At 60.8% G+C, this 26,998-nt stretch carries 23 protein-coding genes; 9 read left to right on the top strand and 14 right to left on the bottom strand.

Going from position 1 to position 26,998, the window contains the following annotated elements:
- Positions 1-9: 9 nt before the first annotated feature.
- The 3 genes from CLV89_RS01950 to ychF form a co-directional block, all read right to left on the bottom strand.
- The gene (locus tag CLV89_RS01950) at positions 10-3,486 is read right to left on the bottom strand and encodes a PKD domain-containing protein (RefSeq protein ID WP_207796869.1); all 3,477 of its coding nucleotides are present in this window, start codon (positions 3,484-3,486) and stop codon (positions 10-12) included.
- 870 nt (positions 3,487-4,356) lie between these two features.
- A complete protein-coding gene (locus CLV89_RS01945) occupies positions 4,357-5,280 on the bottom strand; it encodes a nucleoside hydrolase (protein WP_106161942.1) in 924 nt (307 codons plus the stop codon).
- Positions 5,281-5,438: 158 nt separating this feature from the next.
- Positions 5,439-6,536 (bottom strand): redox-regulated ATPase YchF, encoded by a 1,098-nt coding sequence (gene ychF, locus CLV89_RS01940; RefSeq protein ID WP_106161941.1) that lies wholly within the window; start codon positions 6,534-6,536, stop codon positions 5,439-5,441.
- A 185-nt stretch (positions 6,537-6,721) separates the two neighbouring features.
- On the opposite strand from ychF, the gene CLV89_RS01935 reads away from it, so the two are divergent.
- Positions 6,722-7,234, top strand: coding sequence for an acyloxyacyl hydrolase (locus tag CLV89_RS01935; protein WP_106161940.1), 513 nt, complete (start codon positions 6,722-6,724; stop codon positions 7,232-7,234).
- A gap of 113 nt (positions 7,235-7,347) precedes the next feature.
- Complete coding sequence (gene trpA / locus CLV89_RS01930) at positions 7,348-8,151, top strand: tryptophan synthase subunit alpha (protein ID WP_106161939.1); 804 nt, start codon at positions 7,348-7,350, stop codon at positions 8,149-8,151.
- Positions 8,152-8,240: 89 nt separating this feature from the next.
- Here the strand turns inward: trpA and CLV89_RS01925 are convergent, their stop codons facing one another.
- Positions 8,241-9,656 (bottom strand): ATP-binding protein, encoded by a 1,416-nt coding sequence (locus tag CLV89_RS01925; protein WP_106161938.1) that lies wholly within the window; start codon positions 9,654-9,656, stop codon positions 8,241-8,243.
- Between the two features lie 486 nt (positions 9,657-10,142).
- Between CLV89_RS01925 and CLV89_RS01920 the strand changes: the two genes are divergently transcribed.
- The gene (locus CLV89_RS01920; protein ID WP_106161937.1) at positions 10,143-11,306 is read left to right on the top strand and encodes an alpha-hydroxy acid oxidase; all 1,164 of its coding nucleotides are present in this window, start codon (positions 10,143-10,145) and stop codon (positions 11,304-11,306) included.
- A gap of 10 nt (positions 11,307-11,316) precedes the next feature.
- Here CLV89_RS01920 and CLV89_RS01915 read toward each other — a convergent pair whose 3' ends face one another.
- The gene (locus CLV89_RS01915) at positions 11,317-12,483 is read right to left on the bottom strand and encodes an MFS transporter (RefSeq protein WP_243394906.1); all 1,167 of its coding nucleotides are present in this window, start codon (positions 12,481-12,483) and stop codon (positions 11,317-11,319) included.
- Positions 12,484-12,573: 90 nt separating this feature from the next.
- Between CLV89_RS01915 and CLV89_RS01910 the strand changes: the two genes are divergently transcribed.
- Both CLV89_RS01910 and CLV89_RS01905 read left to right on the top strand, forming a co-directional pair.
- On the top strand, positions 12,574-13,212 hold the full coding sequence (locus CLV89_RS01910) for a hypothetical protein (RefSeq protein WP_243394905.1): 639 nt from the start codon (positions 12,574-12,576) through the stop codon (positions 13,210-13,212).
- 92 nt (positions 13,213-13,304) lie between these two features.
- Entirely contained in the window at positions 13,305-13,940 is a 636-nt protein-coding gene (locus tag CLV89_RS01905) for a 50S ribosomal protein L25/general stress protein Ctc (RefSeq protein ID WP_106161935.1), read from the top strand.
- Between the two features lie 150 nt (positions 13,941-14,090).
- Here CLV89_RS01905 and CLV89_RS01900 read toward each other — a convergent pair whose 3' ends face one another.
- Positions 14,091-14,570, bottom strand: coding sequence for a hypothetical protein (locus CLV89_RS01900; RefSeq protein WP_243394904.1), 480 nt, complete (start codon positions 14,568-14,570; stop codon positions 14,091-14,093).
- A 179-nt stretch (positions 14,571-14,749) separates the two neighbouring features.
- On the opposite strand from CLV89_RS01900, the gene pth reads away from it, so the two are divergent.
- Positions 14,750-15,493, top strand: coding sequence for an aminoacyl-tRNA hydrolase (gene pth, locus CLV89_RS01895; protein ID WP_106161934.1), 744 nt, complete (start codon positions 14,750-14,752; stop codon positions 15,491-15,493).
- A gap of 156 nt (positions 15,494-15,649) precedes the next feature.
- Entirely contained in the window at positions 15,650-15,970 is a 321-nt protein-coding gene (hmuQ, locus tag CLV89_RS01890; RefSeq protein WP_106161933.1) for a heme-degrading protein HmuQ, read from the top strand.
- Between the two features lie 70 nt (positions 15,971-16,040).
- Here hmuQ and amt read toward each other — a convergent pair whose 3' ends face one another.
- From amt to CLV89_RS01855, 7 genes are all read right to left on the bottom strand, one after another.
- The gene (gene amt, locus CLV89_RS01885; protein ID WP_106161932.1) at positions 16,041-18,470 is read right to left on the bottom strand and encodes an ammonium transporter; all 2,430 of its coding nucleotides are present in this window, start codon (positions 18,468-18,470) and stop codon (positions 16,041-16,043) included.
- Positions 18,471-18,659: 189 nt separating this feature from the next.
- Positions 18,660-19,919, bottom strand: coding sequence for a tryptophan synthase subunit beta (gene trpB / locus CLV89_RS01880; RefSeq protein WP_106161931.1), 1,260 nt, complete (start codon positions 19,917-19,919; stop codon positions 18,660-18,662).
- Positions 19,920-20,196: 277 nt separating this feature from the next.
- Entirely contained in the window at positions 20,197-21,051 is an 855-nt protein-coding gene (locus CLV89_RS01875) for a LysR family transcriptional regulator (protein WP_106161930.1), read from the bottom strand.
- A 271-nt stretch (positions 21,052-21,322) separates the two neighbouring features.
- Positions 21,323-21,970, bottom strand: coding sequence for a phosphoribosylanthranilate isomerase (locus tag CLV89_RS01870; RefSeq protein ID WP_106161929.1), 648 nt, complete (start codon positions 21,968-21,970; stop codon positions 21,323-21,325).
- A gap of 1 nt (position 21,971) precedes the next feature.
- Positions 21,972-22,322 (bottom strand): lipopolysaccharide assembly protein LapA domain-containing protein, encoded by a 351-nt coding sequence (locus tag CLV89_RS01865; protein ID WP_106161928.1) that lies wholly within the window; start codon positions 22,320-22,322, stop codon positions 21,972-21,974.
- Positions 22,323-22,610, bottom strand: a complete 288-nt coding sequence (gene ihfB, locus CLV89_RS01860; RefSeq protein WP_106161927.1) for an integration host factor subunit beta — start codon at positions 22,608-22,610, stop codon at positions 22,323-22,325. It abuts the gene before it with no gap.
- 244 nt (positions 22,611-22,854) lie between these two features.
- Positions 22,855-23,127 carry a hypothetical protein gene (locus tag CLV89_RS01855; protein WP_106161926.1) on the bottom strand — a complete coding sequence of 91 codons (273 nt, stop codon included), beginning with the start codon at positions 23,125-23,127 and terminating at the stop codon, positions 22,855-22,857.
- A gap of 213 nt (positions 23,128-23,340) precedes the next feature.
- Between CLV89_RS01855 and CLV89_RS01850 the strand changes: the two genes are divergently transcribed.
- Complete coding sequence (locus CLV89_RS01850; RefSeq protein WP_207796868.1) at positions 23,341-24,252, top strand: glutaminase; 912 nt, start codon at positions 23,341-23,343, stop codon at positions 24,250-24,252.
- A 99-nt stretch (positions 24,253-24,351) separates the two neighbouring features.
- Positions 24,352-25,005 (top strand): metal-binding protein ZinT, encoded by a 654-nt coding sequence (locus CLV89_RS01845; protein WP_106161924.1) that lies wholly within the window; start codon positions 24,352-24,354, stop codon positions 25,003-25,005.
- A 137-nt stretch (positions 25,006-25,142) separates the two neighbouring features.
- Here CLV89_RS01845 and rpsA read toward each other — a convergent pair whose 3' ends face one another.
- Positions 25,143-26,819 carry a 30S ribosomal protein S1 gene (rpsA, locus tag CLV89_RS01840; protein ID WP_106161923.1) on the bottom strand — a complete coding sequence of 559 codons (1,677 nt, stop codon included), beginning with the start codon at positions 26,817-26,819 and terminating at the stop codon, positions 25,143-25,145.
- Between the last annotated feature and the right edge of the window lie 179 nt (positions 26,820-26,998).

The following is a 26,998-nucleotide window of genomic DNA, read 5'->3' as shown; positions in this document are numbered from 1 at the left end:
CAGAGATGCCTAGAACTGCAGCTGGTAGCCCAGGCTCAACCCATAGCTTTCAAACCCGGCTGCACCGATACCGTCATAAAAGGCGGCCCCCGTGACGCTTTGTCCCGCGGTGATCTGGCGATTGAACCCCAGCTCGACCCGCGCGCGGCCGCCCTCATACGCCGGATCCGCGGTCGTTACCGATCCCGTGCCGTTGCTGTAGGACCAGATGCCAGAGACCCCGCCCCACAGCTCCAACTCACCCGTGTTCACCGAAAGCATCTGGCTGAAATCAAGACCGACCTCGACCTGGCCCAGCTTGAAGTCTTGTCCGGGGATCGTGTTGCCCAGGGTATCTACATAGCTGTGCTGATCCTCCGTCGAGTAAGAGGCATCCAGAAACGGGCTGAGGATCGTGGTGCCCATGGACAGGTCGCCCGCGACTTTCAGGTTGGCAAGCATACGGGTCGTGTAGAACCGATCCTCATATGTGCCGAAGGGAGAAATGTCGTTCGTCGTTTCGCCGTAAAGAAGCCGCCCTTCGAAATACAGCGGATGGTTTGAACTCTTCGCGACGAAATAAGGCCCAAGCATCCAACCGGTTCCGCTGACCGTGGAGGCTCCGGTGTCCTGAGCAATATGGTCGAATTGCAGCGTCGCACCGAGCAACACGTTCTTACTGATCGCCCGATGAACCCCAAACGCGCCGAAGACATAGGTGCTATCGCTATCACCACTGCTTGACCACGCCCCTTTCACCTGGGCCCAGACCGGATACTTCGTCCCCGTTGCCACATTGAAATTGCCGACACCCCGTGTTGCCATCAGGCCAAAGCTCGCCTGCTTGCTCCCCGACAGGAAGGGCACGAGATCCGGTTGATTGCTGATCAACTGATTGGCCCGGCTTTGCATGAACGAGGCGATAAGGCGCTGTGTTTGTTCGACTGTTTGATCCTCGATCGTAACCGCATTGGACTCCAGGTTGCCGTTGCCAGCCGCGTCCACGGCCACATTGGCGGGAACGGTGATCCCGACGGCCCCGGTCCCGAATGCGCGAAGGGTCGCCACATAATCCGAACCACTGCCGCTTAGGCCGACCACATTTGCGTTTGTGGTGGTGATATCGCCAGCGGCGAAGCCTGTTACGCTTTCAGAGAATGTAACGTTCACGTTTATCAAGGAGGCTCCAGCCAAAACCTCTGGCGCCCCGGTGATGCTGACCGTGGGGGCAGTGCCGTCGTACTCGACACTCGACGTGTTTGACGCCTCATTGCCATTTCCGGCGGCATCGCTGAACCTGTTTGTGCCGACTGAGACAGCAACCGTGCCATCCGCATCCGGGGTCAGGACGACGGAGTACTGCGTTCCTGATCCAGTCATAGTTGCGCTGGCATTTGTCAGTGTAAGATCGCTGGCATCGAAATTTGTACTCGCCTCGGACAGGGTGATCGCGGCACTGAAGGTTCCGTTGCTCGGCCCGGTCAACGCGCTGATGGTGAGTGTTGGCCGTGTATCATCACCAACATAGGCTATGGTCGTTGTCTCCGATCTGTTTGCGGCGGAATCCTCGGCCACAATCTTGATCTCGCCTGAGCTTTGGGCCGTCGCGGACACGACCTCGAAGGTACCACCGGGGCCCGCCGCGGCAGTCTCGACGCTTGCATCAGGAAAGGTAACGGTGACGGTGCTGAGCGGCTCGGCAGTGCCGGCCACCTCTGCTCGGCCGTCCGACCTTGTGGTCGGGGCTGCGACAACCGGAGCTTCGGGCGGTGTCGTGTCAGTGACCGTCACCTCGAAGGTCTGCGGCGTCGCCGCATTGCCCGCGCTGTCCTGCGCCGTCGCGGTCACCTGCGTTGTGCCGACGGAGAAATCATACGGGCTGGCAATCACTGTGCCATCAATCGAAAAGTCGGCGGCTATGACTTCACCGGAATTGTCGGCGACATTTGCGACAAGCGCGACCGAGGCCGTATTGACCCCGGAATCTGTGTCCACCGCGACATCCGCAATTTCGTCAATGACTGGGGGCTCCGTGTCGAGAGGCGGTGTGATCGTCACCGTCACGCTATCCGCCACGGAGGTGGCGCCGTCGTCATCGGTCACCACCAGCGCGAAGATATGCGTCACCGCCGCGTCATTCGAGGTCAGCGAGGCGTCCGTGAAGCTTGGGTTGACCGCCGTCGCATCCGACAGCACCGCATTGCCCGCCGTGCCGGTCCCGCCCGTGCGGCTCCAGGCGTAGCTTGCAATCGTGCCATCGCTGTCGCTGCTGCCGCTGCCGTCCAGCGTCACCGCCGTGCCCGAGACCTCCGACTGATCCGCACCCGCATTCGCTGTCGGCGCCGCATTCGCTGGCGGTGTGATCGTCACCGTCACGCTATCCGCCACGGAGGTGGCGCCGTCGTCATCGGTCACCACCAGCGCGAAGATATGCGTCACCGCCGCGTCATTCGAGGTCAGCGAGGCGTCCGTGAAGCTTGGGTTGACCGCCGTCGCATCCGACAGCACCGCATTGCCCGCTGTCCCGGTTCCGCCCGTGCGGCTCCAGGCGTAGCTTGCAATCGTGCCGTCACTGTCGCTGCTGCCGCTGCCGTCCAGCGTCACCGCCGTGCCCGAGACCTCCGACTGATCCGCACCCGCATTCGCCGTCGGCGCCGCGTTGGCGGGCGGAGTGATCGTCACCGTCACGCTATCCGCCACGGAGGTGGCGCCGTCGTCATCGGTCACCACCAGCGCGAAGATATGCGTCACCGCCCCGTCGTTCGAGGTCAGTGAGGCGTCCGTGAAGCTTGGGTTGACCGCCGTCGCATCCGACAGCACCGCATTGCCCGCTGTCCCGGTCCCGCCCGTGCGGCTCCAGGCGTAGCTTGCAATCGTGCCGTCACTGTCGCTGCTGCCGCTGCCGTCCAGCGTCACCGCCGTGCCCGAGACCTCCGACTGATCCGCACCCGCATTCGCTGTCGGCGCCGCGTTGGCGGGCGGTGTTGACCCCACCGAGCCATCGGAGTCTGACGCAGTTGCGCTGATGGGAGACCCGTCAAAGGTGCCCGACAGATCACAGTCAGGTGTGGTACCAGCACCCGAGCAAGAGATATTGTTTATTTGCACGCCTTCCGTGAGCGTAATTCCTTCGAACACCACCGCGCCGAACGATGTGGCATTGGCCGGGACAGCTTCGTAGTAGCCGACATTGAAGTCGCCATTAATCGCGTCAAACTGGATTTGGATCACATCCGAGGTCGCTGCAGGTTCGGCGTGGGTGCATTGATCAAGAGTCAGGTCCAACCAGACCTCTCCACCGTTGGGCGGGATGTTATTGAGTGGAGGACAATCGTTGTACTGCGCCTGCGCGGGCACCGCTGCCGTGAACCAGAGCATCACGCCAATGAGCGTCGGGAGGCAGTTTCGCGTCAGCCTGGATATCAGGCGAGCGCGTTGACAGGTCTGGCCGTTGCCGCGTCCTAGCCCAAGGAATGTCGCAATCAAATATCCAAACGAGAACGTCATGTCTGCCAGTTCCATTTAAGAGGTTGCCCAAGACGGCGATTTAAGATCACACCAACAGTAACAATCTCAAGTTGATTACTTACGCACCTCAAAATTGATATTTCACACAACCCCCAGCAGTCAATTGCCCCATTAAGAAATCTCTCAAACTCAAAGTTCATTGTTTTTTTGTCAATTGGCATGATTGAGGCTGCTCATGCAGATCTGATCAATGAGCAACCTCAGCTTTTTGAATGAAGCGCAATTGCAGAGTCTGAGGGCTGGTCTTTTCGGAGACCCACGGCACCTCCTGCATTGATGATCTGCGCACCTGGAGCGGCATAGTTGAGGGGACCGTGGCTCCATTGGGGCCACGTAGGTCCCTGAAATGCCCTACAGAAGCAGAAGTGCTGAAGCGATAGAGGCATCGTCGCGCAGAGGCTGGCCAGCTTGCCCGCCGATCATGGTGAAAAGAGAACTATCATGAGCGAAGCAACATATCGCAAAGCGCAGCGCACGGCGGCCAGCCTCGCGATGAAACAGTGAGGCGTGGGCACCTCAACAGCCGAACGAAGGGCGTCATGAACATGAAACTGCATGCCACCTGCAACAGCCATGGGAGCCCTTAGAAACGCCGGACAGGTCAGCGATCACGTCGGCACGCGGACTTAGTGCCGCGGCCTGCCAAAGGTCAGATGGATGCTCGGGGGGGGGCTATGACACGATCCGACTCAGAAAAGTCCTGAAGAACGCGAGGATACGCCTCCGCCAAAAAGCGACAGGCTTCGTGCAGTAGATTAGCGAAGCTTTGCAGGTCCCTTGGTCGATAAAATCGACAAATTCGCGGGCCTCTTCAGCGAAAGGATCACCTTCCGCTGAAGAGATGCAATGTCAGGGAAGAAGTGACAAGCGCTTGAGAAAGAGGGATTTCACAGCCTCCGCATCAACGCCCATCGCCACATGCGTGTCGCCGCGAGCATCTTCTGCAACGCGGGTCTCACCGGATGTTACTTGTTCGGTCGACACCGTGACCTTCACCGCGCGCGTCTCAAACAGCTCTGCATGGGTGCAGGCGATCACTGCGGCCGGATCGTGCAGGGAACAGCCATTGAGGTTCGCAACCTCCTGATAGAATTTGATGTAAAAGACGCTCATCTCCTTGAGCATGCCGCCTAGATCGGGCGAACGCTCCTTGATGGCGTCGAAATCCTCGGGCGTGCAGAGGATCTTCAGCGTTACATCCAAGCCCACCATGACCACCTTGCCCGCAGCCGCGGCGAACACCACTTCCGCCGCATGCGGGTCGTGGTAGATGTTGGCTTCGGCGTGAGGAGTGATGTTGCCGCCCGCCTCGAGCGAGCCGCCCATGATGACGATCCGTTTGCAATTCTTGACGAATTGCGCGTCACGCTGGATGGCGACGGCGATGTTGGTCAAGGGGCCGATAGGACACACCACCAGCTCGCCTTTGTGCTCCCGCGCCATGCGGATCAGGAAATCGGCGGCGTCTTCGGCCACAGCGGCGCCCTTGGGCGTGGCGGCGGGTATTTCTCCAAAGCCCTCATCACCATGCACATGAGCAGAGGGCTCGAACGGCGGCAGCACCAGCGGCTGTTCGGCGCCATGGGCCACCGGCAGGTCCAGTTCTGCTGCCTCCAGCAGGCGCAACGCGTTGCGGGTGGCGGTCTTGGTGGTCACATTGCCAAAGATCGTCGTCAGGCCCAAAAGCTCGATATCCGGGGCGGCGGCGGCATAGAAGATCGCCATGGCATCGTCGATGCCGGGATCCGTGTCGATGATGAGTTTTGTTGTCATTGTTATCCCTACCACTGAATAATCGGATGGGTGTAGCAATGTGTTAGCGGCAACTCAAGCGCCTGCCGCGTTCGGCGAGGCGAAACACCAGCACCAGAAAAATGCCCGCCTTTTTTCAAAGACGGGCATTGCGGACCATTCGGTTCAGAGCGCGCCGGTCAGGTGTTGAACAGGAAGTGCAGCACGTCGCCATCCTTGACGATGTAGCTTTTGCCCTCTGCGCGCATCTTGCCCGCTTCCTTGGCACCGCTCTCGCCGCCACAGGCGATGAAATCATCATAGGCGATGGTCTCGGCACGAATGAAGCCTTTCTCGAAATCGCCGTGGATCACACCAGCCGCTTGGGGCGCGGCAGTGCCGGTCTTGATAGTCCAGGCACGGGCTTCCTTGGGGCCTACGGTGAAATAAGTCTCGAGGTGCAACAACTCGTAGCCTGCGCGGATCAGACGGTCGAGACCCGCCTCCTCCAGCCCCATTTCGTCGAGGAACATCTGCGCCTCTTCCGATTCCAGCTGGCTGATTTCCTCTTCGATCTGCGCCGAAATGATCACATGGCTGTTACCTTGGGCCGCCGCCATCTCTGCCACTTTGGCGGAATGGGCGTTGCCGTCAACGCTCTCGCTCTCACCGACATTGCAGACATAAAGCACCGGTTTGGTGGTCAGAAGCTGCAGCATCGTCCAGGCCTTTTGGTCGTCCGCGTCGACCTCCACCAGCCGGGCCGGTTTGCCGTCTTCCAGCATCGCCTGCGCGGCGGCCAGCAACCGGTCCTGCTGCTGGGCCTCCTTGTCGTTGCCCTTCAGCTTGCGCACCAGGTTGGCGCGGCGTTTTTCGATGCTTTCAAGGTCGGAGAGCATCAGCTCGGTCTCGATGGTGTCAGCGTCTGCAACCGGATCGACGCGACCATCCACGTGGGTGACGTCACCATCCTCAAAACACCGCAAAACATGGGCGATCGCGTCCACTTCGCGGATATTGGCAAGGAACTGATTGCCCAGCCCTTCGCCCTTGGAGGCGCCCTTCACAAGGCCTGCAATATCGACAAACGTCATCCGCGTCGGGATGATCGATTTCGATTGCGCGATCCCGGCCAGTTTCTCCAATCGGGCGTCGGGAACCCCCACCTCGCCCACGTTCGGCTCGATCGTGCAGAACGGAAAATTTGCCGCCTGCGCCGATGCGGTCTTGGTCAGTGCGTTGAACAGGGTCGACTTGCCGACGTTCGGCAGACCCACGATTCCCATTTTAAAGCCCATACCGGCCTCCTGATGCCATTTGGGAGCCAGCACTTAGGCTCTATCTACCATTTTCGCAAGCGCACAGCGTCTGAGCAGGCGGCTCATAACAGTTGACACATAACTGTCACATTCCTTTATCCTGATTTCACGCAACCCGCAGGCCGATGCGCCACGCGCCGGCAGCCCCAGTTCGCGAGGATCTCATGCGCAGACTTGCAACCACGTTTGCCCTTCTCCCGTCTCTGCTCTTCACATCTGTAGCACAGGCTCAGGAGCTTGTTTTCGGCTTCGGGCATGCCGACTTCCTTGCGGAACAGGCCGACGATGGCGCCTATCTTTCAGCCGATTACCTCGGCACGCGAGACTGGCGCCTACTCGGGTTTGATGCCGGCCTTGGTGTCACCGCACTGGTGCATGAAACGGGTGACATTTTCCTCGGCGGCGGCCTTCAGGCCCAGCGCGACCTGGGACAGCGTTGGTTTATCGAGGCCAGCGTGATGCCGGGCGCGTTCTTCGAAGGGGAAAAAGCCAATGATCTCGGATCTACCTTCGAGATCCGCTCGCTCGTTGGTATCGGGCGCGAGCTGCGCGGCGGGCGTCGTCTGACGCTGGCATTCACACATATCTCCAACGCCTCCATCGGCGACCAGAATCCAGGCCTCAACGCCATCAGTTTGCGCCTTCACGTCCCCCTGCGACATCGCGCAAGAAACTGAGCTTTCCAAGACGGCTTAAAGTTAAACATCGCCCTGAGGTCTCGTCGGGATTGATTTTGCCGGGAAGTTTCGGCACATCAAACCAAGCAACAGAGATCTCAGAAGGCCCGCACATGACCCGTCCCACCACACGTATCGACGCCAAGTTTGCCGAACTGTCTGCAGCGGGCAAGAAGGCCTTCGTCACCTATGTGATGGCGGGCGACCCAGACTATGACACTTCGTTGGAAATGGTCAAAGGCCTGCCCGGCGCTGGCGTAGACATCATCGAACTCGGCCTGCCCTTCACCGATCCGATGGCCGACGGCCCGACCATTCAGCTTGCCGGGCAACGTGCGTTGGAAGGCGGCATGACATTGGAGCGCACGCTCCAGTTGGCGCGCGACTTCCGCAAAGAGGACGACACAACGCCGATCGTGCTAATGGGCTACTATAATCCGATCTATTCTCGCGGTGTGGAGACATTCCTTGCCGATGCCAAGGCTGCAGGCATCGACGGGCTGATCGTGGTAGATTTGCCGCCCGAGGAAGACAGCGAGTTGTGTCTGCCTGCCCAGGCAGCGGGTCTTAACTTCATCCGGCTGGCCACCCCCACCACCGACAACGCCCGCCTGCCCCGCGTGCTGCAAAACACCTCCGGATTTGTTTATTATGTTTCGATCACCGGCATCACCGGTGCGGCAGAGGCCGAAGCATCGGATGTTGGCCCAGAGGTGTCGCGCATCAAAGCGGCGACCGACCTCCCCGTGATCGTAGGCTTTGGTATCAAAACACCGGAGCGCGCGCAGACCATTGCGTCGGTCTCTGACGGCGCCGTCGTCGGCAGTGCCATCGTTGCCGAAATTGGTGCCGGAAAATCCGCGTCCGAGGTGCTCGCTTTCGTGAAATCACTTGCGGATGGCGCACACGCGGGCTGACCCCGGCGTCCTGACACAGAATGCTAAACGGCGGTCTAGCGGGCCGCCGTTTTCTATTTCTGCTGCTGAGCGTCGCCCGGGGACGAAGTTTAAGCGCTATCTTCGACGATTGGAGCATCCAGCAAGGCCTGCGCCATCACGCGAAGCAGGCGGTCCTTACGGATCGGCTTTGCCACATGGTAGTTCATACCGCTCTCAAGATAATGCCTGACCTGATGCACCAGCGCATTCGCCGACACAGCAATGATCGGTACCGGCGTGCGATCCTGTGCACGTTCCTCGGCCCGGACCTGCCCGGCTGCAGTCACCCCATCCATCAACGGCATATTCACGTCCATCAGCACCAGATCGGGCTCGACCCGACGACAGGCCTCCACCGCTTGCTCGCCGTTCTCGACCCAAAGAAGATCGAGATCATGGTGGCGCAGGATATGGTGAAGCACCATGCGATTGGTGCGATTGTCCTCTGCCACGAGGACCCGCCAGCGCCGCCGGGCGATCACGTCCACATCCGCCTTCTGATCCGGTTCAGGCGTCTTTTCCAGCGGCGTGGCACGCGACACGCGGAAGGTCGCGCAAAATTCGCTCCCCTCGCCCTTGGCACTTCGGCACTCCAGCTCACCGCCCATACGCAAACAGATCTGGCGCGAGATCGCCAAGCCCAGTCCGGTTCCACCATGGTTGCGATGCACGCTGGCATCGGCCTGCACATAGGGCTGAAACAATCTCTCGACCTGCGCCTGCGACAAGCCGACACCGGTATCCCGCACTGTCACCGACAAGATCAGCGTGCCGTCCTGATGGTCCGTCAAATCAGCTGTCAGGGTGATCGCGCCACGATCAGTGAACTTCGCCGCATTGGACAGCAGATTTGTCAGCACCTGCTGAAACCGGGTCGGATCGATATTCACCCAAGTCCCGCCGGATGAAAGCGCACCACCATAAAGGCGGGTGAAATCCAGCCCCTTCGCCTCCATTCGAGGCTGAAACTGGCGACAGACCGCATCCAGAAGATCCACCACGTCGATAGGCAGACGCTCCAGCTCCAGCTTGCCCTCCTCAATCTTCGACAGGTCAAGGATGTCATCAACAATACTGAGCAACAGGCGCCCGCTCTCGCGCAGGACATCAAGGATCTGCGCCTGCTCCTCGACCAGCGTGGTATCCGCCAGAGCCGAAGCCATACCCAGGACCCCGTTCAGAGGCGTACGGATCTCATGGCTCATGGTGGCTAGAAACTGTGTCTTGGCAGCGCTTTCCGCCTCTGCCTCGGCCCGATCACGTGCGAGGTCCTCTGTGCGTTCCTTCACCATCCGGTCCACTTGTCGCGCCAATGCCACTAGCGATCCATTGGCGCGGCGCAACGACTGGGACTTGCGCTCCAGCTGTGTTTCCAGCTCCGCGCTCCGCTCCTTCTCCCGCTCCAACTCGATGAGAAGGTCACGATAGGACGGGTCATCTGACGCGCGTTCGGGCACCAATGGATCCTCGGGCCGCAGTGTCATGACGGTCTCTGAGGGGCGGCTTCGGGACACAGTGGACAACGACACTTCGGCACGCGATGCGAAGGCACACGCGGAGCACGGACAACCAGGGCGGCAATATCCCCGTCGTCCAGATTCGATATGAACACAACCTTCACGTTGCTTCTACCTCCAGAAGATGCCGCAGCCGTTAGGCCCCTGTCTGCATGGATAAATTCCAGGCAGGACACGCATCAGGTCTAAAATCAAGAAACGACCCCGAGCGCTCTGCACGCGGGGCGGCATAAATTCAAAGCTGCGCACTGGTCAGCTCATGAAACTCCGGCAATTCTCCAGAAGCTTCGCAGGTGTCCGGTCCGCATATCATGACATCGCGATTCCGGCAGGTGTCCGTCAATAAACTTGCACAAAACCGTAAATGCAAGATTACGACGGCCTCGCTTGCCATGCCAGCGTCAGATTGGTAAGAAAACATTACCAGTCGCGCGCACGTCGAGGAGTTTATTCATGCCCGTCATTACCAATATAGAGGATCTGAAGCGCATCTACGCGCGGCGTGTGCCAAAGATGTTCTTCGATTATGCCGAGAGTGGCTCCTGGACCGAACAGACCTTTCGCGACAACACCAACGATTTCGAGCAAATTCGCCTGCGTCAACGCGTGGCTGTCGACATGGCCGGCCGCACCACCGCCTCTCGAATGATCGGACAGGAGGTGGCCATGCCTGTGGCCTTGGCACCCGTGGGGCTGACCGGCATGCAATCCGCCGATGGCGAGATCAAGGCCGCCCGTGCCGCAGAAGCCTTCGGCGTGCCTTTCACGCTGTCGACAATGTCAATCAATTCCATCGAAGAGGTGGCCGAGGCAACGACCAAGCCCTTCTGGTTCCAGCTTTATACTATGAAGGACGAGGACTATATGCGCCGCCTGATCGGGCGCGCCAAGGCCGCCAATTGCTCGGCCCTGGTGATCACCCTCGACCTGCAGATCCTCGGCCAGCGCCACAAGGACCTGAAGAACGGCCTCTCCGCACCACCGAAGCTGACACCGCGGACCATCGCGAACCTGATGACCAAATGGGCCTGGGGGATCGAAATGTTGGGCGCTAAGCGGCGCAATTTCGGCAATATTGTCGGCCATGTTGAAGGCATTTCCGACGCCTCATCACTCGGTGCCTGGACCGCCGAACAATTCGACCCCTCACTCGACTGGGGCAAAATCGAAAAGCTCAAGGAGATGTGGGGCGGCAAGGTGATCCTGAAGGGCATCCTCGATGAGGAAGATGCCAAGATGGCCGCCAAGGTTGGTGCGGATGCGATTACAGTGTCCAACCACGGTGGCCGCCAGCTGGATGGCGCACTGTCATCGATTCGCATGCTGCCCCGGATCATGGATGCGGTCGGCGATCAGGTAGAAGTGCACCTGGACAGCGGCATCCGCTCCGGCCAGGACGTGCTGAAGGCGCTGGCGCTTGGCGCCACCGGCACGATGATCGGGCGCGCCTTTGTCTACGGGCTTGGCGCAATGGGGCAACAGGGCGTCACCCGAGCGCTGGAGGTCATCCACAAGGAACTGGACACCTCGATGGCACTCTGCGGCGAGAAATCTGTCAGCAATCTTGGACGACACAATCTTATGGTGCCAGAGGATTTCACCGGTCGCTGGGCCTGAACGCCCAGACCTAAGCCACCACACCCGCCCTGCGCGCCGAGGCCCGCAGGGCGGGCACCAGAATGGCGGTGATGCACAGGAGCATTCCGCCCATCATCGCCAAGGCCAGCCGCAATCCAAAAGCTTCCGCCATGAAACCGATCACCGGCGGGCCGATAAAAAAACCGCAGTAGCCAATCATCACCATGCGCGAAATCGCGGCACCGCGCAGTCGGGATGGGATCGTCTTCCCCACCCAAGCCAACGCAGTTGGGCCAATGACCGACACACCCAGCCCAAGAATTGCAAACCCTGCATAGGCCAGCCCCTGCACCGGCGCGAAAGCGGCCAGCAAGAGCCCGAAAGCCGCGAGTGCTGCCGCGATCTGCATCAGCTTGCCTTCGGCAATACGGCGCACCACCTCCTGTCCGGACAAACGCCCGATCCCCATAGTCAGACCAAGGATCGCCGGCCCGATCGCACCTTCGGCGGCACTGGCTCCAAAGGCGCGCTCCAGATGTAGGGCAGACCAGTTTTCCGTCGCCTGTTCCGCAGTGAAGGCGATCAACACGATCACCCCTGCCAGAACGACCATCAGCCCCGGCAACGCCGCAGGTGGTGTGCCATCCTCTTCGCCGGTGCGATCTGATGGCACCGCATCGCGCATGCCAAGCGCCAGCAGTGCCGACACCGCAAGAATTCCCGCAAAACACCAAATCGGCGGCACACCAGCCTCCCGTACCAGCCCGGCCACCAGCGCGGCCAGCGCATAGGCCAGCGAAAACAAACCGTGATTGAGGTTCATCAGCGACCGACCCGTGCGGGCTTCCAACCCGCTGAGCCGCGCGTTCATCACCACGTCCAGCAGACCAGCGGCTCCGGAGGCCACGAACATGGCCGCTGCGAAGGTGACCCAACTGTACGCCAGCCCTGGCAACAGAAACGCTGCGGCCAAAATCAGAGCGCAAATCACCATGGCTGCAGGACCAAGCCTTCGATCCACCCGCGGCGCCAACCACATCGCGCCAACGGCCCCTACGGCCCCGACAAGAAGTGCCAGACCAAATTCGGCGTCGCCCAATCCCGCCTGTGACTTCAGTTGCGGCGCATAGGCTGCGAAGGCTCCGACACAGAACCCCATGACAGCAAAGGCCCGCCCATGCACCGCGCTGGTGCGCATATCCGTAAAAAATTCCATGCGCGTGAGGATGCACAGTGCGCACGGCGCCACAATCGGCAAATTGTACCGCTACAGATCTGGTCCAGCGGCCTCGGCAGGGCTATGCCAATGAACATGCTGATCTTCACGCCCCAAGCTCTCGCATTTGTCGCGATTCCCAAAACCGGGACCACCGCCATTGAGCAGGCGTTGCGCCCGCACGCGGACATCGTGTTTCGCGGCGCCCGCAAGCATATTTCCACCAAGCGCTTTCACCGCAAGGTCCGCCCGTTCATCAGCGAAACCTTCGACGTCGCCCTGGAGAGCTTTGCGGTGCTGCGCGAGCCCGAGGACCAGATCCGCAGCTGGTATAAATATCGCACGCGTGACGAGATCAGGGACAAACCGGAATATTCTGGCCACCTGACGTTCGAGGAATTTGTCGAGGCGCTCCTCTCCGAGACCCCTCCCCCTTGCACCCAGATCGGCAGCCAGCTTCGCATGCTCAGCGGGCGCGGCGGACGGCTTTTGATTGACCATTTGTTCGCCTACGAACGTTGGGACCAACTGGAAACCTTTCTGAGTGACCGGTTCAAGCAGAGAATCACCTTCGAACCACGCAACGTATCACCACAGGTGCCCACGGATCTGTCAGAGCAGACTCGTGCGCGCTTGCGTGCGGCGCGCGCGGCAGAGTTCGACCTTCATGCACGTCTGATGGACTCTGACGGGAAACTGGCGCCGAGACAGGCAAAAGCGGCAGTTTAGGGCTTTCCAAACAGGGCTTTTCCGTCTAACAGAGCGGCTTCACGCGGGGTGACAGCCTTGGAGGCACCCCCGATTATATATGGAGAATAAAAATGGCGAATGAGATTCCTGATCTCGTATGCCAGGAACGCGCGGGGACGGGCAAGGGCGCCGCTCGCGCTGCACGCCGTGCGCATCTGGTTCCTGGAGTTGTATTTGGTGGTGACGTGGATCCGCTGGCGATTCAGATCCCCTACAACGAACTGCTGAAAAAGCTGAAAGCCGGCCGCTTCAAGTCGACCCTGTTCAACCTCAAGGTTGAAGGCCACGACGATGTGCGCGTGATCTGCCGCGACGTCCAGCGTGACATCGTCAAAGACCTGCCGACCCACTTCGACCTGATGCGTCTGCGTCGCACCTCGAAGATCAACCTGTTCATCCCCGTTGAGTTCATCAACGAAGAAGAATGTGTTGGCCTCAAGCGTGGCGGTGTCCTGACCGTTGTCCGCGCCGAAGTCGAACTGGTCGTGACCGCCGGTGACATTCCGGAAAAACTGACCGTCGACCTCGCAGGCAAGGCCATCGGCGATGTGATCCACATCTCCGACGTCACCCTGCCCCAGGGCTCCAAGCCGACCATCGACCGTGACTTCGTGATCGCGAATGTCTCTGCCCCGTCCGGCCTGAAATCCGCGGACGATGAAGCCGAGGACGAAGCCGAAGAAGCGGAAGCGGCTGCAGAAGAATAAGATCTCGCCCATTCCGGGCTGACGATTTTACAGAACGGGTCCCTCGCGGGGCCCGTTTTTATGTGCCTACTATTCAGGTGTCAGACCTGCTGCATGTGGCGGCGACGCGGCGGGCAGACCCATGACCGCTCGCCACCTTCTGAGGTCGCCTCACGGGCCGTCGTAGGTTGCCAATGTACCGCCGTTGACGAGATGTGTCAGAAGCTGATCGCGCGCGTAGCGGTCTCGCTGTTTGATCGCGACAGCCTCTTGCGCAGTCAGCTCGCGACGCTCAAACCCCTGTTCCGACAGACAATCATCCACCGCATCAATCGCGCCATGACGTCGGGTGTGTTCCTCTCCGCTCGCCGCAGCGATTGCGCCGGGCAAAATACCGAGAAAGATCATCGAGGCGATATAGCTGGACGTCACCGCCGCCTTTCCGCCCTTCGGTCCCTGCGGCGCACAAAACGCCAACGACTGGCGCGCCTCAAAGACGGAGCTTCCGGTCTTAGTGGGCACCGACGGCCCCGGCTCCACCGCGCAGCCAGCCACAACTGTGCCGATGAGGAACGCCGCAACGCCCCGCGCTCGACCCCGAGAGCCATTCGTGCAGTCGCGTTGGTCCCGTTTCAAAAGTACTTTAAACATAATTCTTGCCCCTAAATCCCCACACCATACCGCACAAACGGCACAGCCTTCGCAAGATCTGACAAACGTATTGGACCAATTTGTGGCAGAACTCGCGCGAAAGGAAGCCGACTGCCGACACTGGATTCTTGCCGACAAAACAGGCATCACTGCACCAACAGGAACCAGCGGAGCACATCATGAAACTCTTCGTCGGCCTCGGCAATCCGGGCGCGAAATATGCGGGCAACCGCCATAATATCGGCTTCATGGCGCTGGACCAGATCGCGGCGGATCATGGGTTTTCACCGTGGAAGGTCAAGTTTCAGGGACAGCTGAGCGAGGGAAGCATAGGTCGCGAAAAGGCCATTCTGCTGAAACCTCAGACATTCATGAACAACTCCGGCCAGTCCGTCGGCGAAGCACTGCGGTTCTTCAAACTCACACCAGCCGATGTGATGGTGTTCCATGACGAGCTGGATCTGGCACCAGGAAAATGTCGTGTGAAACAGGGCGGCGGCCACGCCGGTCACAACGGGTTGCGTTCGATCCATGCTCATATCGGGGCGGACTACGGGCGCGTCCGTCTGGGCGTTGGCCATCCGGGGCATAAGGACGCTGTGGCAGGCTACGTGCTGCGCGACTTCCCAAAAGCGGATCAGGACTGGCTCGACGACCTCCTGCGCGGCATCGCCGACGGCGCCCCCTCGCTCGCCCTTGGGGATAGCGGCAAGTTCATGAACGCGGTCGCCCTGCGCGTCGCACCACCGCGAAGCTCGACCGGAACCGAGGGCAGCAAACCTGCCAAGCGGACACAGTCGTCCCCGCAAGCCGCGCCGGAAAAAGCGGCTGCGACCAAGGCCGCAACGCCGCCCGCCCCTGAAGCGGCCCCTGCCGAGGACGCCCGTTCGCCGATGCAGAAGCTGCTGGATAAATTCAAGTAACGCGCAGATCCTGGCTACCGCCAAGCCCGGATTGAGCGGCCTTTGACTTGAAGGCGGCCGCCCTATTGGCGTAGGTCAGGGCATCGGCCAGCCGAACGCTTGCGTTGCATCAGCCAGCTTTGCTCCACACACATCTGCAAGAATGGACACTGCCACATGAGCTTTATCGCCATGAACCGATTCAAAATTCGCCCCGGCCGCGAAACCGATTTCGAAACCATCTGGAGAGAACGCGAAAGCCGCCTGCGCGAGATGCCGGGGTTTCGTGAATTTCGCCTGCTCAAGGGCCCCGAGCACGACGATCACACCTTGTACTCCAGCCATGTGATCTGGGAGTCCCGCGCGGATTTTGAGGCCTGGACCAAGTCCGACCAGTTCCGCGCATCCCACCGCGGCGCCGGAAAGCGTGACGGCGAAAGCCCCATTCTGGGTGCCCCACAGTTCGAAGGCTTCGAGACGGTCCTGCACGAAGGCTGAGCACTCTTTTTTCACCGAGGGGGCCGCGCCACGCAGGCGGACCCCTCGGTGAAATGTGGTCTGCTTCGCCCTATGACGCTTCGGTGTGCCCCGGAGGCGCGGCAGGGGATCGACGCAGCTCTTCTGCCGACCACTCTGCATCCTGCCTGTCTTCGGCGCTGTCGAGATCGAACTGCGCCACAGAGGCGCTCAGCTTGTCAGACAACGTATTGATGGCATTGGCTTCCTGCGCCAGCACGCCGGATTGCTCCGCGCTTTGTCGGGCGTCATTCTGCAGGATCGTGGCGGTGTGTGCGTTCTGCGACAGGCGCTCCTCATTGCGTGTTGCGTTGCTGCGCACACTGTCGGCCTGTTGCCGCACATCCTCGATGGATCGCGCAACCGACTTGGCCTTGCTGGAGGCGTTGGCCATGCGTTCGGAAACCTGCCCCGCGACACGACGCTGCGAGTCGACTTCGGTGGTGATGCCCTCGACCGAGGCATGAATGGCCTTCATCAATTCCTTGATCCCGGAAATGACAGAAGAGGCATCATCCGACTGCAATCGCATATTGGAGATCCGGCTTCGGATTTCCTCGGCAGCCATATCGGTTTCTGCCGCCAGGCTGCGCACCTGTGCCGCGACGATGGCAAATCCTTTGCCCGCATCCCCAGCCCGCGAGGCCTCGATCGCCGCATTGATTGCCAACATATTGGTTTGCATGGTTATCTTCTGAATAAGCCCGACCACAGCCTCGATTTCCTCGGAGGCTTTGGACAACGCTTGCATGGTTTCGACCGCGTCGCCCGACAGCTGGTTGGCCTCATGGGTCACACCACTGGTCGAGCTGGCGCTTTGTGAAATGTGACTGATCGACGTCATCATATCCGAAATCGCGTCCGAAACGGCGGTTACCTCGCCCGACATACCCTCAGCGCTGGTCGATATCGTCGTCATCTCCGCCAGAATTTTCTCTGCAAGCGCACGGTTACTGCGCGCCTGCCCCACCACTTCGGTTGAGCTTTCGCTGACACTTCCGGTTAACTCCCCCGTCCGCGCCGCGCCCTCTCGAAAGGAACTGGACAGCGTTTCCAGCCCGGACGAGGACTGTTTCATCTTGCGGGCGTTGTCGCGGATATCACACACCAGAGCGTGTATCTGATCGATGAAGGGATTGAACAGGCCGGCCAGCTCCGCCGCCTCATCCCCAGCGGATTCATCAAATCGGCGCGTCAGATCGACTCCGTTCCTCGTCATCGCTTCCAGCTGCTTCTGCAGAGCCCCAGTACCCAGAGTGGCGCCATGTTCGGTGCTGTTCAGGCCGATGATCTCATCTTCTTCGGGCACACGAATTCCGGCCAAAAGATCAATCACCTTGAAGAACACGAGGCTCAGACCAAAAGCCCAAGCAAAGATGATCGCCACGCCCTCCAATTGCACCAGCGCCTGCGCGCCGGGCGTATCGAGCGCAAGCTTGCCCGGCAGCGCAAAAAAGACAAAAATAATCGTCCCATACGCACCACAAATGCCATGCACAGACACTGCGCCCACGACATCGTCCAGCTTCAGAATGTTTTCCATCACCCATTCCGAGGCCACGACCAGCATGCCAGCCCCTGCCCCGATGATCACAGCCCCCTGCACAGTGACAGCATCGCACCCGGCAGTGATCGCAACCAAACCTGCAAGGCTGCCATTGATCGGACGGTGCGGAATATTCACGGGATCAATGACCCGCCCTGTCAAAATGCCCATCACGCCGCCGAAACAAGCCGCAAGCAACGTGTTCAGCACAATGTGGGCAATGTCTGGACTGGCTGCGGTGGTGGAGCCCCCATTGAACCCGATCCACCCCACCCAGAGGATGATCGCGCCCCCCGTGGCCAACACATAGCTGTGACCGTGCAGCAGGTTGGGTTTGCCGTCCGCATTGAACTTGCCGATCCGCGCACCCAATACCACAATGCCAGCCAGCGCCACCCAGGCGCCAACCGAATGCACCACGGTGGAGCCGGCAAAATCGATGAAGCCCTTGTCCGCCAGATAGGCCGGGTTCTCACCGTTCAACAGGTTGCCCCAAGCCCAGTGGCCGCTGATCGGGTAAACAATCAACCCGATGAACAGCGCCGCGGCAACATAGACCCCATAGCGCATCCGCTCGGCGACGGCCCCGGACATGATTGTCGCGGCCGTACCTGCGAATACCGCCTGAAAGACGAAAAAGGTATAATGCCAGTCGTCCGCCTGCTTGATCGCGAAGGTATCAGTACCAAACCAACCCGCCCGCGACGTGCCGAACATCAGACCAAAGCCAAGCACATAGAATGCGCTGACGGAGACCAGAAAATCGGTGATGTTCTTCTGCGCGACGTTAATGCTGTTTTTCGACCGCGACATCCCGGCCTCGACGAGCAGAAACCCCAGTTGCATCATCAGCACCAGTGCCGCGGCGATGATCGTCCACAAATGATCAGCGGCAAGCTGCAGCTCCTGCACGGCCTGCAAAGTCGTATCCTGCATGGGAAAACCTGAAACCAGTTAAAAAACAGCCTCAGAATGGGGTGCGAGCCTATAACATGCCGTTAAGAAAGCGGTCCTTGCCGAGTGTTCTGGGCTCCACAGCACTAGAGCATCGCCATATAAAAAAAGGCACACCCCACGGGGCGCGCCTTTTTATTGGTGTATTGTCGGCGCTCAGCTGCGCGGAGGTCACTCCTCCAGATCGCGGCCTTCCTCGGTGTCGGACATGTCAAATCCGAGGTGACGCGCCACGGTAAAGATGTCCTTGTCACCGCGCCCGCACATGTTCATCACGATGATATGGTCGCGGGGCAGCTCGGGGGCGATCTTCGTCACATGGGCCAGCGCGTGGCTCGGTTCCAGCGCCGGAATGATCCCCTCCATCGCGCAGGAGAGCTGGAACGCCTCCAGCGCCTCCTTGTCGGTGATGGAGACATATTTTGCGCGCCCGGTTTCATGCAGCCAGGAATGCTCCGGCCCGATGCCCGGATAATCGAGACCCGCAGAGATCGAGAAACCTTCGAGGATCTGCCCGTCGTCATCCTGCAGCAAGTAGGTGCGGTTGCCATGCAGCACGCCGGGACGACCGCCGGTGAGAGAGGCGCAATGCTCCATCTTCTCGTCCACGCCCTTGCCGCCGGCCTCGACGCCGATAATGTTGACGCTTGGATCATCTAGGAACGGGTGGAACAGGCCCATGGCGTTGGAGCCGCCACCGATCGCCGCGATCAACGTGTCGGGCAGACGGCCTTCGCCTTCCTGCTCCGCCAGCTGCCAGCGCACCTCCTTGCCGATCACCGACTGGAAGTCACGCACCATGGCGGGATAGGGGTGCGGACCCGCCACCGTGCCGATGCAGTAGAACGTGTCGCGCACATTGGTCACCCAGTCGCGCAGGGCGTCGTTCATCGCGTCCTTCAGCGTGCCGCGACCAGAGGTCACCGGGATCACCTCTGCGCCCAGCAGACGCATACGGAACACGTTGGGCGCCTGACGACGCACGTCATGCGCACCCATGTAGACCACGCATTTCAGACCAAACTTGGCGCAGACGGTGGCTGTGGCCACACCGTGCTGGCCGGCACCGGTCTCGGCAATGATGCGTGTCTTGCCCATGCGCCGTGCCAGCAGGATCTGACCCAGCACATTGTTCACCTTGTGTGCGCCGGTGTGATTGAGCTCGTCCCGCTTCAGGTAGACCTTGGCGCCGCCCAGATGCTCGGTCAGACGCTCCGCATGGTACAACGGGCTGGGGCGGCCAACGTAGTGCTTCCACAGATCGTCCATCTCGGCCCAGAAGTCCGGGTCCACCTTGGCGCGTTCATATTCCTCTTCGAGCGACAGGATCAGCGGCATCAGCGTTTCGCTGACGAAGCGGCCGCCAAAGATGCCAAAACGGCCATTCTCGTCCGGTCCGTTCATGAAGCTGTTGATGAGATCATCGGCCATGGGGGGTATCTCCGTCTTCCGTATGCGCTGGTTCTAAAGCGCATTTAGGGCAAGAGAAACAGGTTTCTCGGTAAATTCACAGTACATGCTGCCGAAAGCCCAGCTCGAGAAGGGTTTTCGCGTCAGGCAGAGCCTTACGCGACCCGCCGCGCGCGCCCTTTGGGCGCGCGCGGCGGCTGGCCCAACGGATCGACGGGCTCCCTCACAAGGGAGCACAAGAGCGGGCGGGAGCCGCCCGGCCCGTTTGCCCTGTCCCATCACGCTCTTGCTGTCCGCTTCAATCCGGCGCGACAAGCCCCCTCCGCAGATCCGGATCCGTCAACACCGCCGCCAGACTGTCCAGCGCGGCGCGCAGGGGCGGGTCGTGGCGCGCCTCGTGGTGGCTCACCAGCCATTCCTCATGCGCCAGCGCGCCGATCTCCGGGCTCACCTGCTGCAGCACCGGGAACAACAGAGCTGCAAACCTCGGCAGCACCACACGCCCCGCTCCGGTACAGGCCAGATCCGCGAGCATCCGCGGCGTGCTGGCGGTCACCGTGATGTCTTCGCCATGCTGCGCCCGCACCCAGGCCGAGCTGGGCGTCTCCACCGCGCCTTCCCGCAACGCCACATAGCCCTGCACGCTGTCACTCAGCGCGTATTCCGCATAGCTGATCCGTGCCGTGCGCCGTCCCGCCAGCCAGCTTTGCTGCGGTCGCTGGTTGCGGATGCCGATATCCGCACCGCGCCGGGCAATGTCGAGTCGCGCCGAAGCCTCCAGGAAGGAGGGCCGCCAACCCGCCTGCACTTGCCAGAACCGCGGCAGCTGTGCCGCCAGATAGGCCGAGGTCCAGCTGCCCGCGGTGATCCGCACCTCCACCGGTGCTGGCTCCGCCGCCAGCTGCCGCACCCGCCGCGCCTCCGCCCGCAGGCCTTCGGTCTCGTCCAGCAGCGCGCGCCCGCGCGCCGTCAGTCTATAGCCCTGCGGCCCCCTCTCGAACAGCTGCCAGCCGAGCTGCCCCTCCAGCGCCCGCATGCGACGGCTCAGCGTCGGCACGCTCACACCGCGCTGCCGCGACACCGGCGCCAGCCCACCTGCCTGCCCCACCAGCGCAAACAGCTCGAGATCATCCAGAGACGGAGCATGTTTCATTTATGAAAGCCCCCTTGCAAAAACACCCGCTTAACGGGGCAGGCCTCGTACATGAGACTGCAGGAACCTTGGCAAAAATGAAAGGTCATCGGATGTGCGCCCACCTGCAGTCCCATTCTCCGCCGCCCCTCGCCAGCAGCTGGGAACGGGAGCGCGACCTCGCCCGCCGGCGGCTCCGCTCCTATCACAGGCGCAAGCGCCGCCTGCGCTGGTTGCGCCTGCTGCGCTGGATTGGGTCCTATTGCGGGAGACCAAACGCCTGAGGCGCGTGTCAGAGATCGCGCGTGGCCGCCACAAAGGCCTGCATCAGCCGCGGGTCCTTCTGCGCGGGCGCGCTTTCAACGCCGGAAGCCACATCAACCTGACGGGTGCCGGTCTTGCGGATCGCCTCGGCAACATTGTCCGGCGTCAGCCCACCGGCCAGCATCCAAGGCGCCTGCCAGTATTTCTTCCCCGCCAGCAGCTGCCAGTCGAAGGCCACGCCATTGCCGCCCGGCAGCACCGCTCCCTTGGGGGCCTTGGCGTCGATCATAATCTGATCAGCGACCTGGGAATAGATGTCGATGGGGTCGAGATCCGCCGCCTCTGCCACGCCAATGACCTTCATCACTGGCAGGCCATAGCGGGCCTTTACCTCGGCCACGCGCTCGGGGCTTTCGGCGCCGTGCAACTGGATCATGTCGAGCGGCACCGCGCCGGTGATCGCATCCAGCTCCGCGTCTGTCGGATTAACCACGAGGCCAACCTTCGCCAAGCCCACCGGCGCGCCCGATGCCAGCACTGCCGCTTGGGCGATGCTGACCGAACGCGCGGACTTGGCAAAGAAGTTCAGCCCCACATAGGCCGCGCCGGCCTCAGCCGCCGCCGCGATATCCTCGGGCGTCTTCATGCCGCAGATCTTGGACCGGATCGCGGTCATGTCAGGACGCATCGTCGAGAAGAGCCAGCACCTCGTCCTTGCCTTCGTGTTTCTGGCGCTTGAGGCGCTTCACCTCGCGCGACAGTTTCTTCACCTCACCGTGTTTCACGCGGGCTTCCCGGCGATGCTTGTGCTCGCGCAGGTATTCCAGCACGTAGCCTAGCGCCACACCAAGGGCCAGACCGCCCAAAACCACAACAAACAAGGGCAATGTGATCGCTGGGTTGAACCCCACCAGCTCCGCGAGGGCCTCTGGCATCAGCTTCAGGTTCACGAGACCGCGATTGGCGAGGCACACGGAGACCAGAACCACGGCCAAAACGCCCCAGACTGCATAGCGGATGTAACGCATTTACTCTTCTTTTCCGTTCAATCGATCCCGGAGCAGCTTGCCCGTCTTGAAGAACGGCACGTGCTTCTCCTCCACATGGACCGTCTCTCCGGTGCGCGGGTTGCGGCCCACGCGCGAGTCGCGCTTCTTCACCGAGAAGGCGCCGAACCCCCTAAGTTCAACCCGATCCCCACGCGACATGGCGGTGGTGACCTCTTCAAAGACCGTGTTGACGATCCGCTCCACATCCCGCTGATACAGGTGCGGGTTCTCGTCTGCAATCTTCTGGATCAGTTCCGAACGGATCATGTAATGGCCCTCCCAAAGCCCGTGTCTGACACATAGGGTAGATTAACTATAGGAAGAAAGTTGTTCTGCGGAAACAGGTTAGGCAAGCACTCATGGCTGAAATCCGCGTGTCAGGGGCAAATAGGGCAGAGAATACACCGCATTTCTGCGTCCATTGGTCCCGCCCTGCCCAAGTTTCAGGCGCGACCGGGGAAATGCTGCGGCAGCAAAGTCATTGATTCGGAAGCCTTAACAGGACCGCGCCTCAATGCTTGGGGCTGCATTTCGCCGAAAACTGTGTCCCACGTGCCTTGGAATAGGGCTGGCCTTCAAATCGGCTGAGCCGCATCGACCGGGCGCGGCAGGCAGCCTCGGCCTCACTGCGGATATCACTCTCGGACCAACCTGGCCCATAGCGGCCGGAGATCGCGTAATTCTCGCCCTGTCGCGACATGTTCATGCCCATATGATCACGATCAATGGTCCCCGAACACGCTCCGACTGAGAGCATCACAAGGGTCAGGATCATATAGCGCATCGGTCTCTCCACTGGTCGGGTCAGGTCAGGTCTTGAACGCCTCGGGCGCGTGCCTTGCACAGGTCCACCGCTATAGGCGACACCGAGCTTCATCACCGCCCTTTGTCTCATGCCAACGTAAACAGGGTGTGAGCGGAAACAGACTTTGCCTCCGCCTCCGGGCTGGCCTATGGCTGGTCAAAGGATGGGATGAGGCACCGGGACGCAGGTATCATGGATTTCGAAGGCATATTGCAGCAGATCGCAACCGACATGCAGGCGGAAACGGAGCGTGGAACGGCCGCAGGCTACATCCCGGAGCTTGCCTCCGTCGACACGAACCAGTTTGGAATGGCGGTGGCGCTGGCGGATGGGCGCAGCTTTGCGGTGGGAGATTCGCACAGGCGCTTTTCGATCCAGTCGGTGTCCAAGGTTTTCACCCTCGCCCTCGCACTGGGACGTCTGGGCGAGGATCTCTGGCGTCGCGTCGGGCGCGAACCCTCGGGCCTGCCGTTCAACTCGATCCTGCAGCTCGAACATGAACACGGCATTCCGCGCAATCCCTTCATCAACGCCGGAGCCCTGGTGGTGACCGATGCGATCCTCGCCGGCAACGCCCCACGCGAGGTGCTGGGCGAGATCCTGCGCTTTGTGCGCGCCGCTGCCGGCGACGATGATATCCATATCGACGATGCGGTGGCCCGTTCCGAGACCGAGCACGGCGACCGCAATATGGCGCTGTCGCATTTCCTGGCGGCCCATGGCAATTTCGAGAATAGCCCTGAGCTGACATGCGGCACCTATTTTCACCAATGCGCCATCGAAATGACCCCGCATCAGCTGGCGATGGCAGGGCGCTTCCTCGTCGGCTCCCCGGATCTGCCCAGCATGATCTCGCGCGACCGAGTGCGGCGGATCAATGCGCTGATGCTGACCTGCGGACATTATGATGGCTCCGGCGATTTTGCCTATCGGGTTGGCCTGCCAGGCAAGAGCGGCGTGGGCGGCGGCATCCTGGTGATCGTGCCGGGGCGGGCCTCCATCGCCGTCTGGTCGCCGGGGCTGAACCGGCACGGCAACTCCAAGCTCGGCACGCTGGCGGTGGAGCGGTTTGCCCAAGCCACCGGCTGGTCGGTCTTCGGCTAACTGCCGGAGAACCCGCCCGCCTGCCCGCCCCCTCTTGCGGCGCGTCACCACCTTCAATAACTGTTACGTTATTACATACCGAATCAAAGGACCTTTCAGATGACATCCCTGTCCCGCAGCGCGCTGGCGCTTTTGACCTCCGCCACCCTGTGCCTCGCCGCCCCGGCTTCCGCTGGCAGCAACCACGACCACGATCATGACCACGCACACAAACATGACGAGCAGGTCTACAAGGGCTATTTCGACGACGCACAGATCCAGCCCCGCACCCTCGCCGACTGGCAGGGCGACTGGCAATCGGTCTACCCCTATCTTGCGGATGGCACGCTGGATCCGGTGATGGCGCATAAGGCCGAGCATGGCGACAAGACGGCTGAAGAATATCGCGCCTACTACAATACCGGCTACGCCACCGATGTGGACGCGATCAGCTTTGACGGTCAGACCGTGACCTTCACCGCTAATGGCGAGAGCTATGGCGGCGAATATGTGTCCGACGGTTACGAGATCCTGAACTACAAAAAGGGCAACCGTGGCGTGCGCTATATCTTCAAGAAAGACAGCGGCGATGATGCGGCCCCCGACTTCATCCAGTTCAGCGATCACCACATCGCGCCGGAAACCGTCGGTCACTACCATCTTTACTGGGGTGACGACCGCGCCAAGGTCCTGGAAGAGCTGACCAACTGGCCGACCTACTACCCCGCCGACCTCAGCGGCGAGGACATCCTGCACGAGATGCTGGCGCACTAAGACGTCCTAGGACCTCCTGGTGGCGCCTCCGGTCGAGGCGCCACACCTCGAACCTCCCTCGACCCAAGGCATCGAACGCAAAAAAAGCCCCGCAGGATTGCTCCTGCGGGGCTTCTTAATGTCGATCTAAAGAGAGATTACTCGCTCTTCAGTGCCGCGCCAAGGATATCGCCGAGGGACGCGCCGGAGTCGGAGGAACCATACTGTTCGACGGCCTCTTTCTCTTCTGCGATCTCGCGTGCCTTGATCGACAGACCCAGACGACGGGTCTTGGAGTCGATGTTGGTGACGCGCACGTCGATCTTGTCCGCAACGGAGAAGCGCTCGGGGCGCTGGTCCGCACGGTCACGGGACAGGTCGGAGCGGCGGATGAAGGACTTCATGCCCTCATATTCCACTTCGATGCCACCGTCTTCGATCGCGGTCACTTCCACGGTCACGATGGAGCCACGCTTCACGCCGCCGATGGCGTCTGCGAACTTGTCACCGCCCAGTGCCTTGATGGAGAGCGAGATGCGCTCCTTCTCGACATCCACTTCGGAGACAACGGCCGAAACCATGTCGCCTTTGCGGTAGTTCTGGATGGCTTCTTCGCCGCGCTCGTCCCAGGACAGGTCGGAGAGGTGAACCATGCCGTCGATGTCGCCTTCGAGGCCGATGAACAGACCGAATTCGGTGATGTTCTTGACTTCGCCTTCGACTTCGGTGCCCTCGGGGTGGGTCTCGGAGAAGACTTCCCACGGGTTACGCATGGTCTGCTTGAGACCAAGGGAAACGCGACGCTTGGCGCCGTCGATTTCCAGCACCATGACGTCCACTTCCTGCGAGGTGGAAACGATCTTGCCGGGGTGCACGTTCTTCTTGGTCCAGGACATCTCGGAGACGTGGACCAGACCTTCGACACCAGGCTCCAGCTCAACAAATGCACCGTAATCGGTGATGTTGGTGACGCGACCCTTGTGCACGGAGGCCAGCGGGTACTTGGCGCCAACCAGATCCCACGGATCGTCCTGCAGCTGCTTCATGCCGAGGGAGATACGGTGGGTCTCTTTGTTGATCTTGATCACCTGAACCTTGACGGTCTCGCCGATGGCGAGGATCTCGGAGGGGTGGTTCACACGGCGCCATGCCATGTCGGTGACGTGCAGCAGCCCGTCAACACCGCCGAGGTCAACGAACGCACCGTATTCGGTGATGTTCTTGACCACACCCTCGACCGCCTGGCCTTCGGACAGGTTGCCGATGACTTCGGCACGCTGCTCGGCGCGGGACTCTTCGAGGATTGCGCGACGGGACACAACGATGTTGCCACGACGACGGTCCATTTTCAGGATCTGGAACGGCTGCTTCAGACCCATCAGCGGGCCTGCGTCGCGCACGGGGCGGACGTCGACTTGCGAACCGGGCAGGAAGGCCACGGCGCCGCCGAGGTCGACAGTGAAGCCGCCTTTGACGCGGCCGAAGATCGCGCCTTCGACGCGCTGATCGTCTGCGTATGCTTTTTCCAGGCGGTCCCATGCTTCTTCGCGGCGCGCCATCTCGCGGGAGATGACAGCTTCGCCACGGGCGTTTTCAGCCGCGCGCAGGTAGACTTCGACTTCGTCGCCAACGGTGACTTCAGCCGCTTCGCCGGGATTTGCGAATTCTTTGAGTTCGACGCGACCTTCCATCTTGTAGCCGACGTCGATGATGGCCTGACCGGCCTCAATGGCAATGATCTTGCCTTTGACTACGGAACCCTCTTCGGGGGTGTCCATTTCGAAGCTTTCTTGCAGGAGGGCTTCGAATTCCTCCATCGATGTTGTTTGAGCCATGTGGTCTCAGGTTTCCTTTACAGAGTTTTGCTGGCCGTGTGGTTGTCTCCACCGGTCTGAACAGGGTTGGTCGGTTCAGGACGCGAATCGCTGACAGTGCGGGAGCAACAAACAAACACAAAGGGCCGAGGTATGCCCCGACCCTGCTCCGACTGTCCTGGTGCGTTTACGCATCTCTG

The organism is Tritonibacter scottomollicae (genome assembly GCF_003003215.1).
Taxonomy (GTDB): Bacteria; Pseudomonadota; Alphaproteobacteria; order Rhodobacterales; family Rhodobacteraceae; genus Epibacterium; species Epibacterium scottomollicae.
Note: the sequence above shows the minus strand (reverse complement) of the source record. Positions and strands in the feature narration are given on the sequence as shown.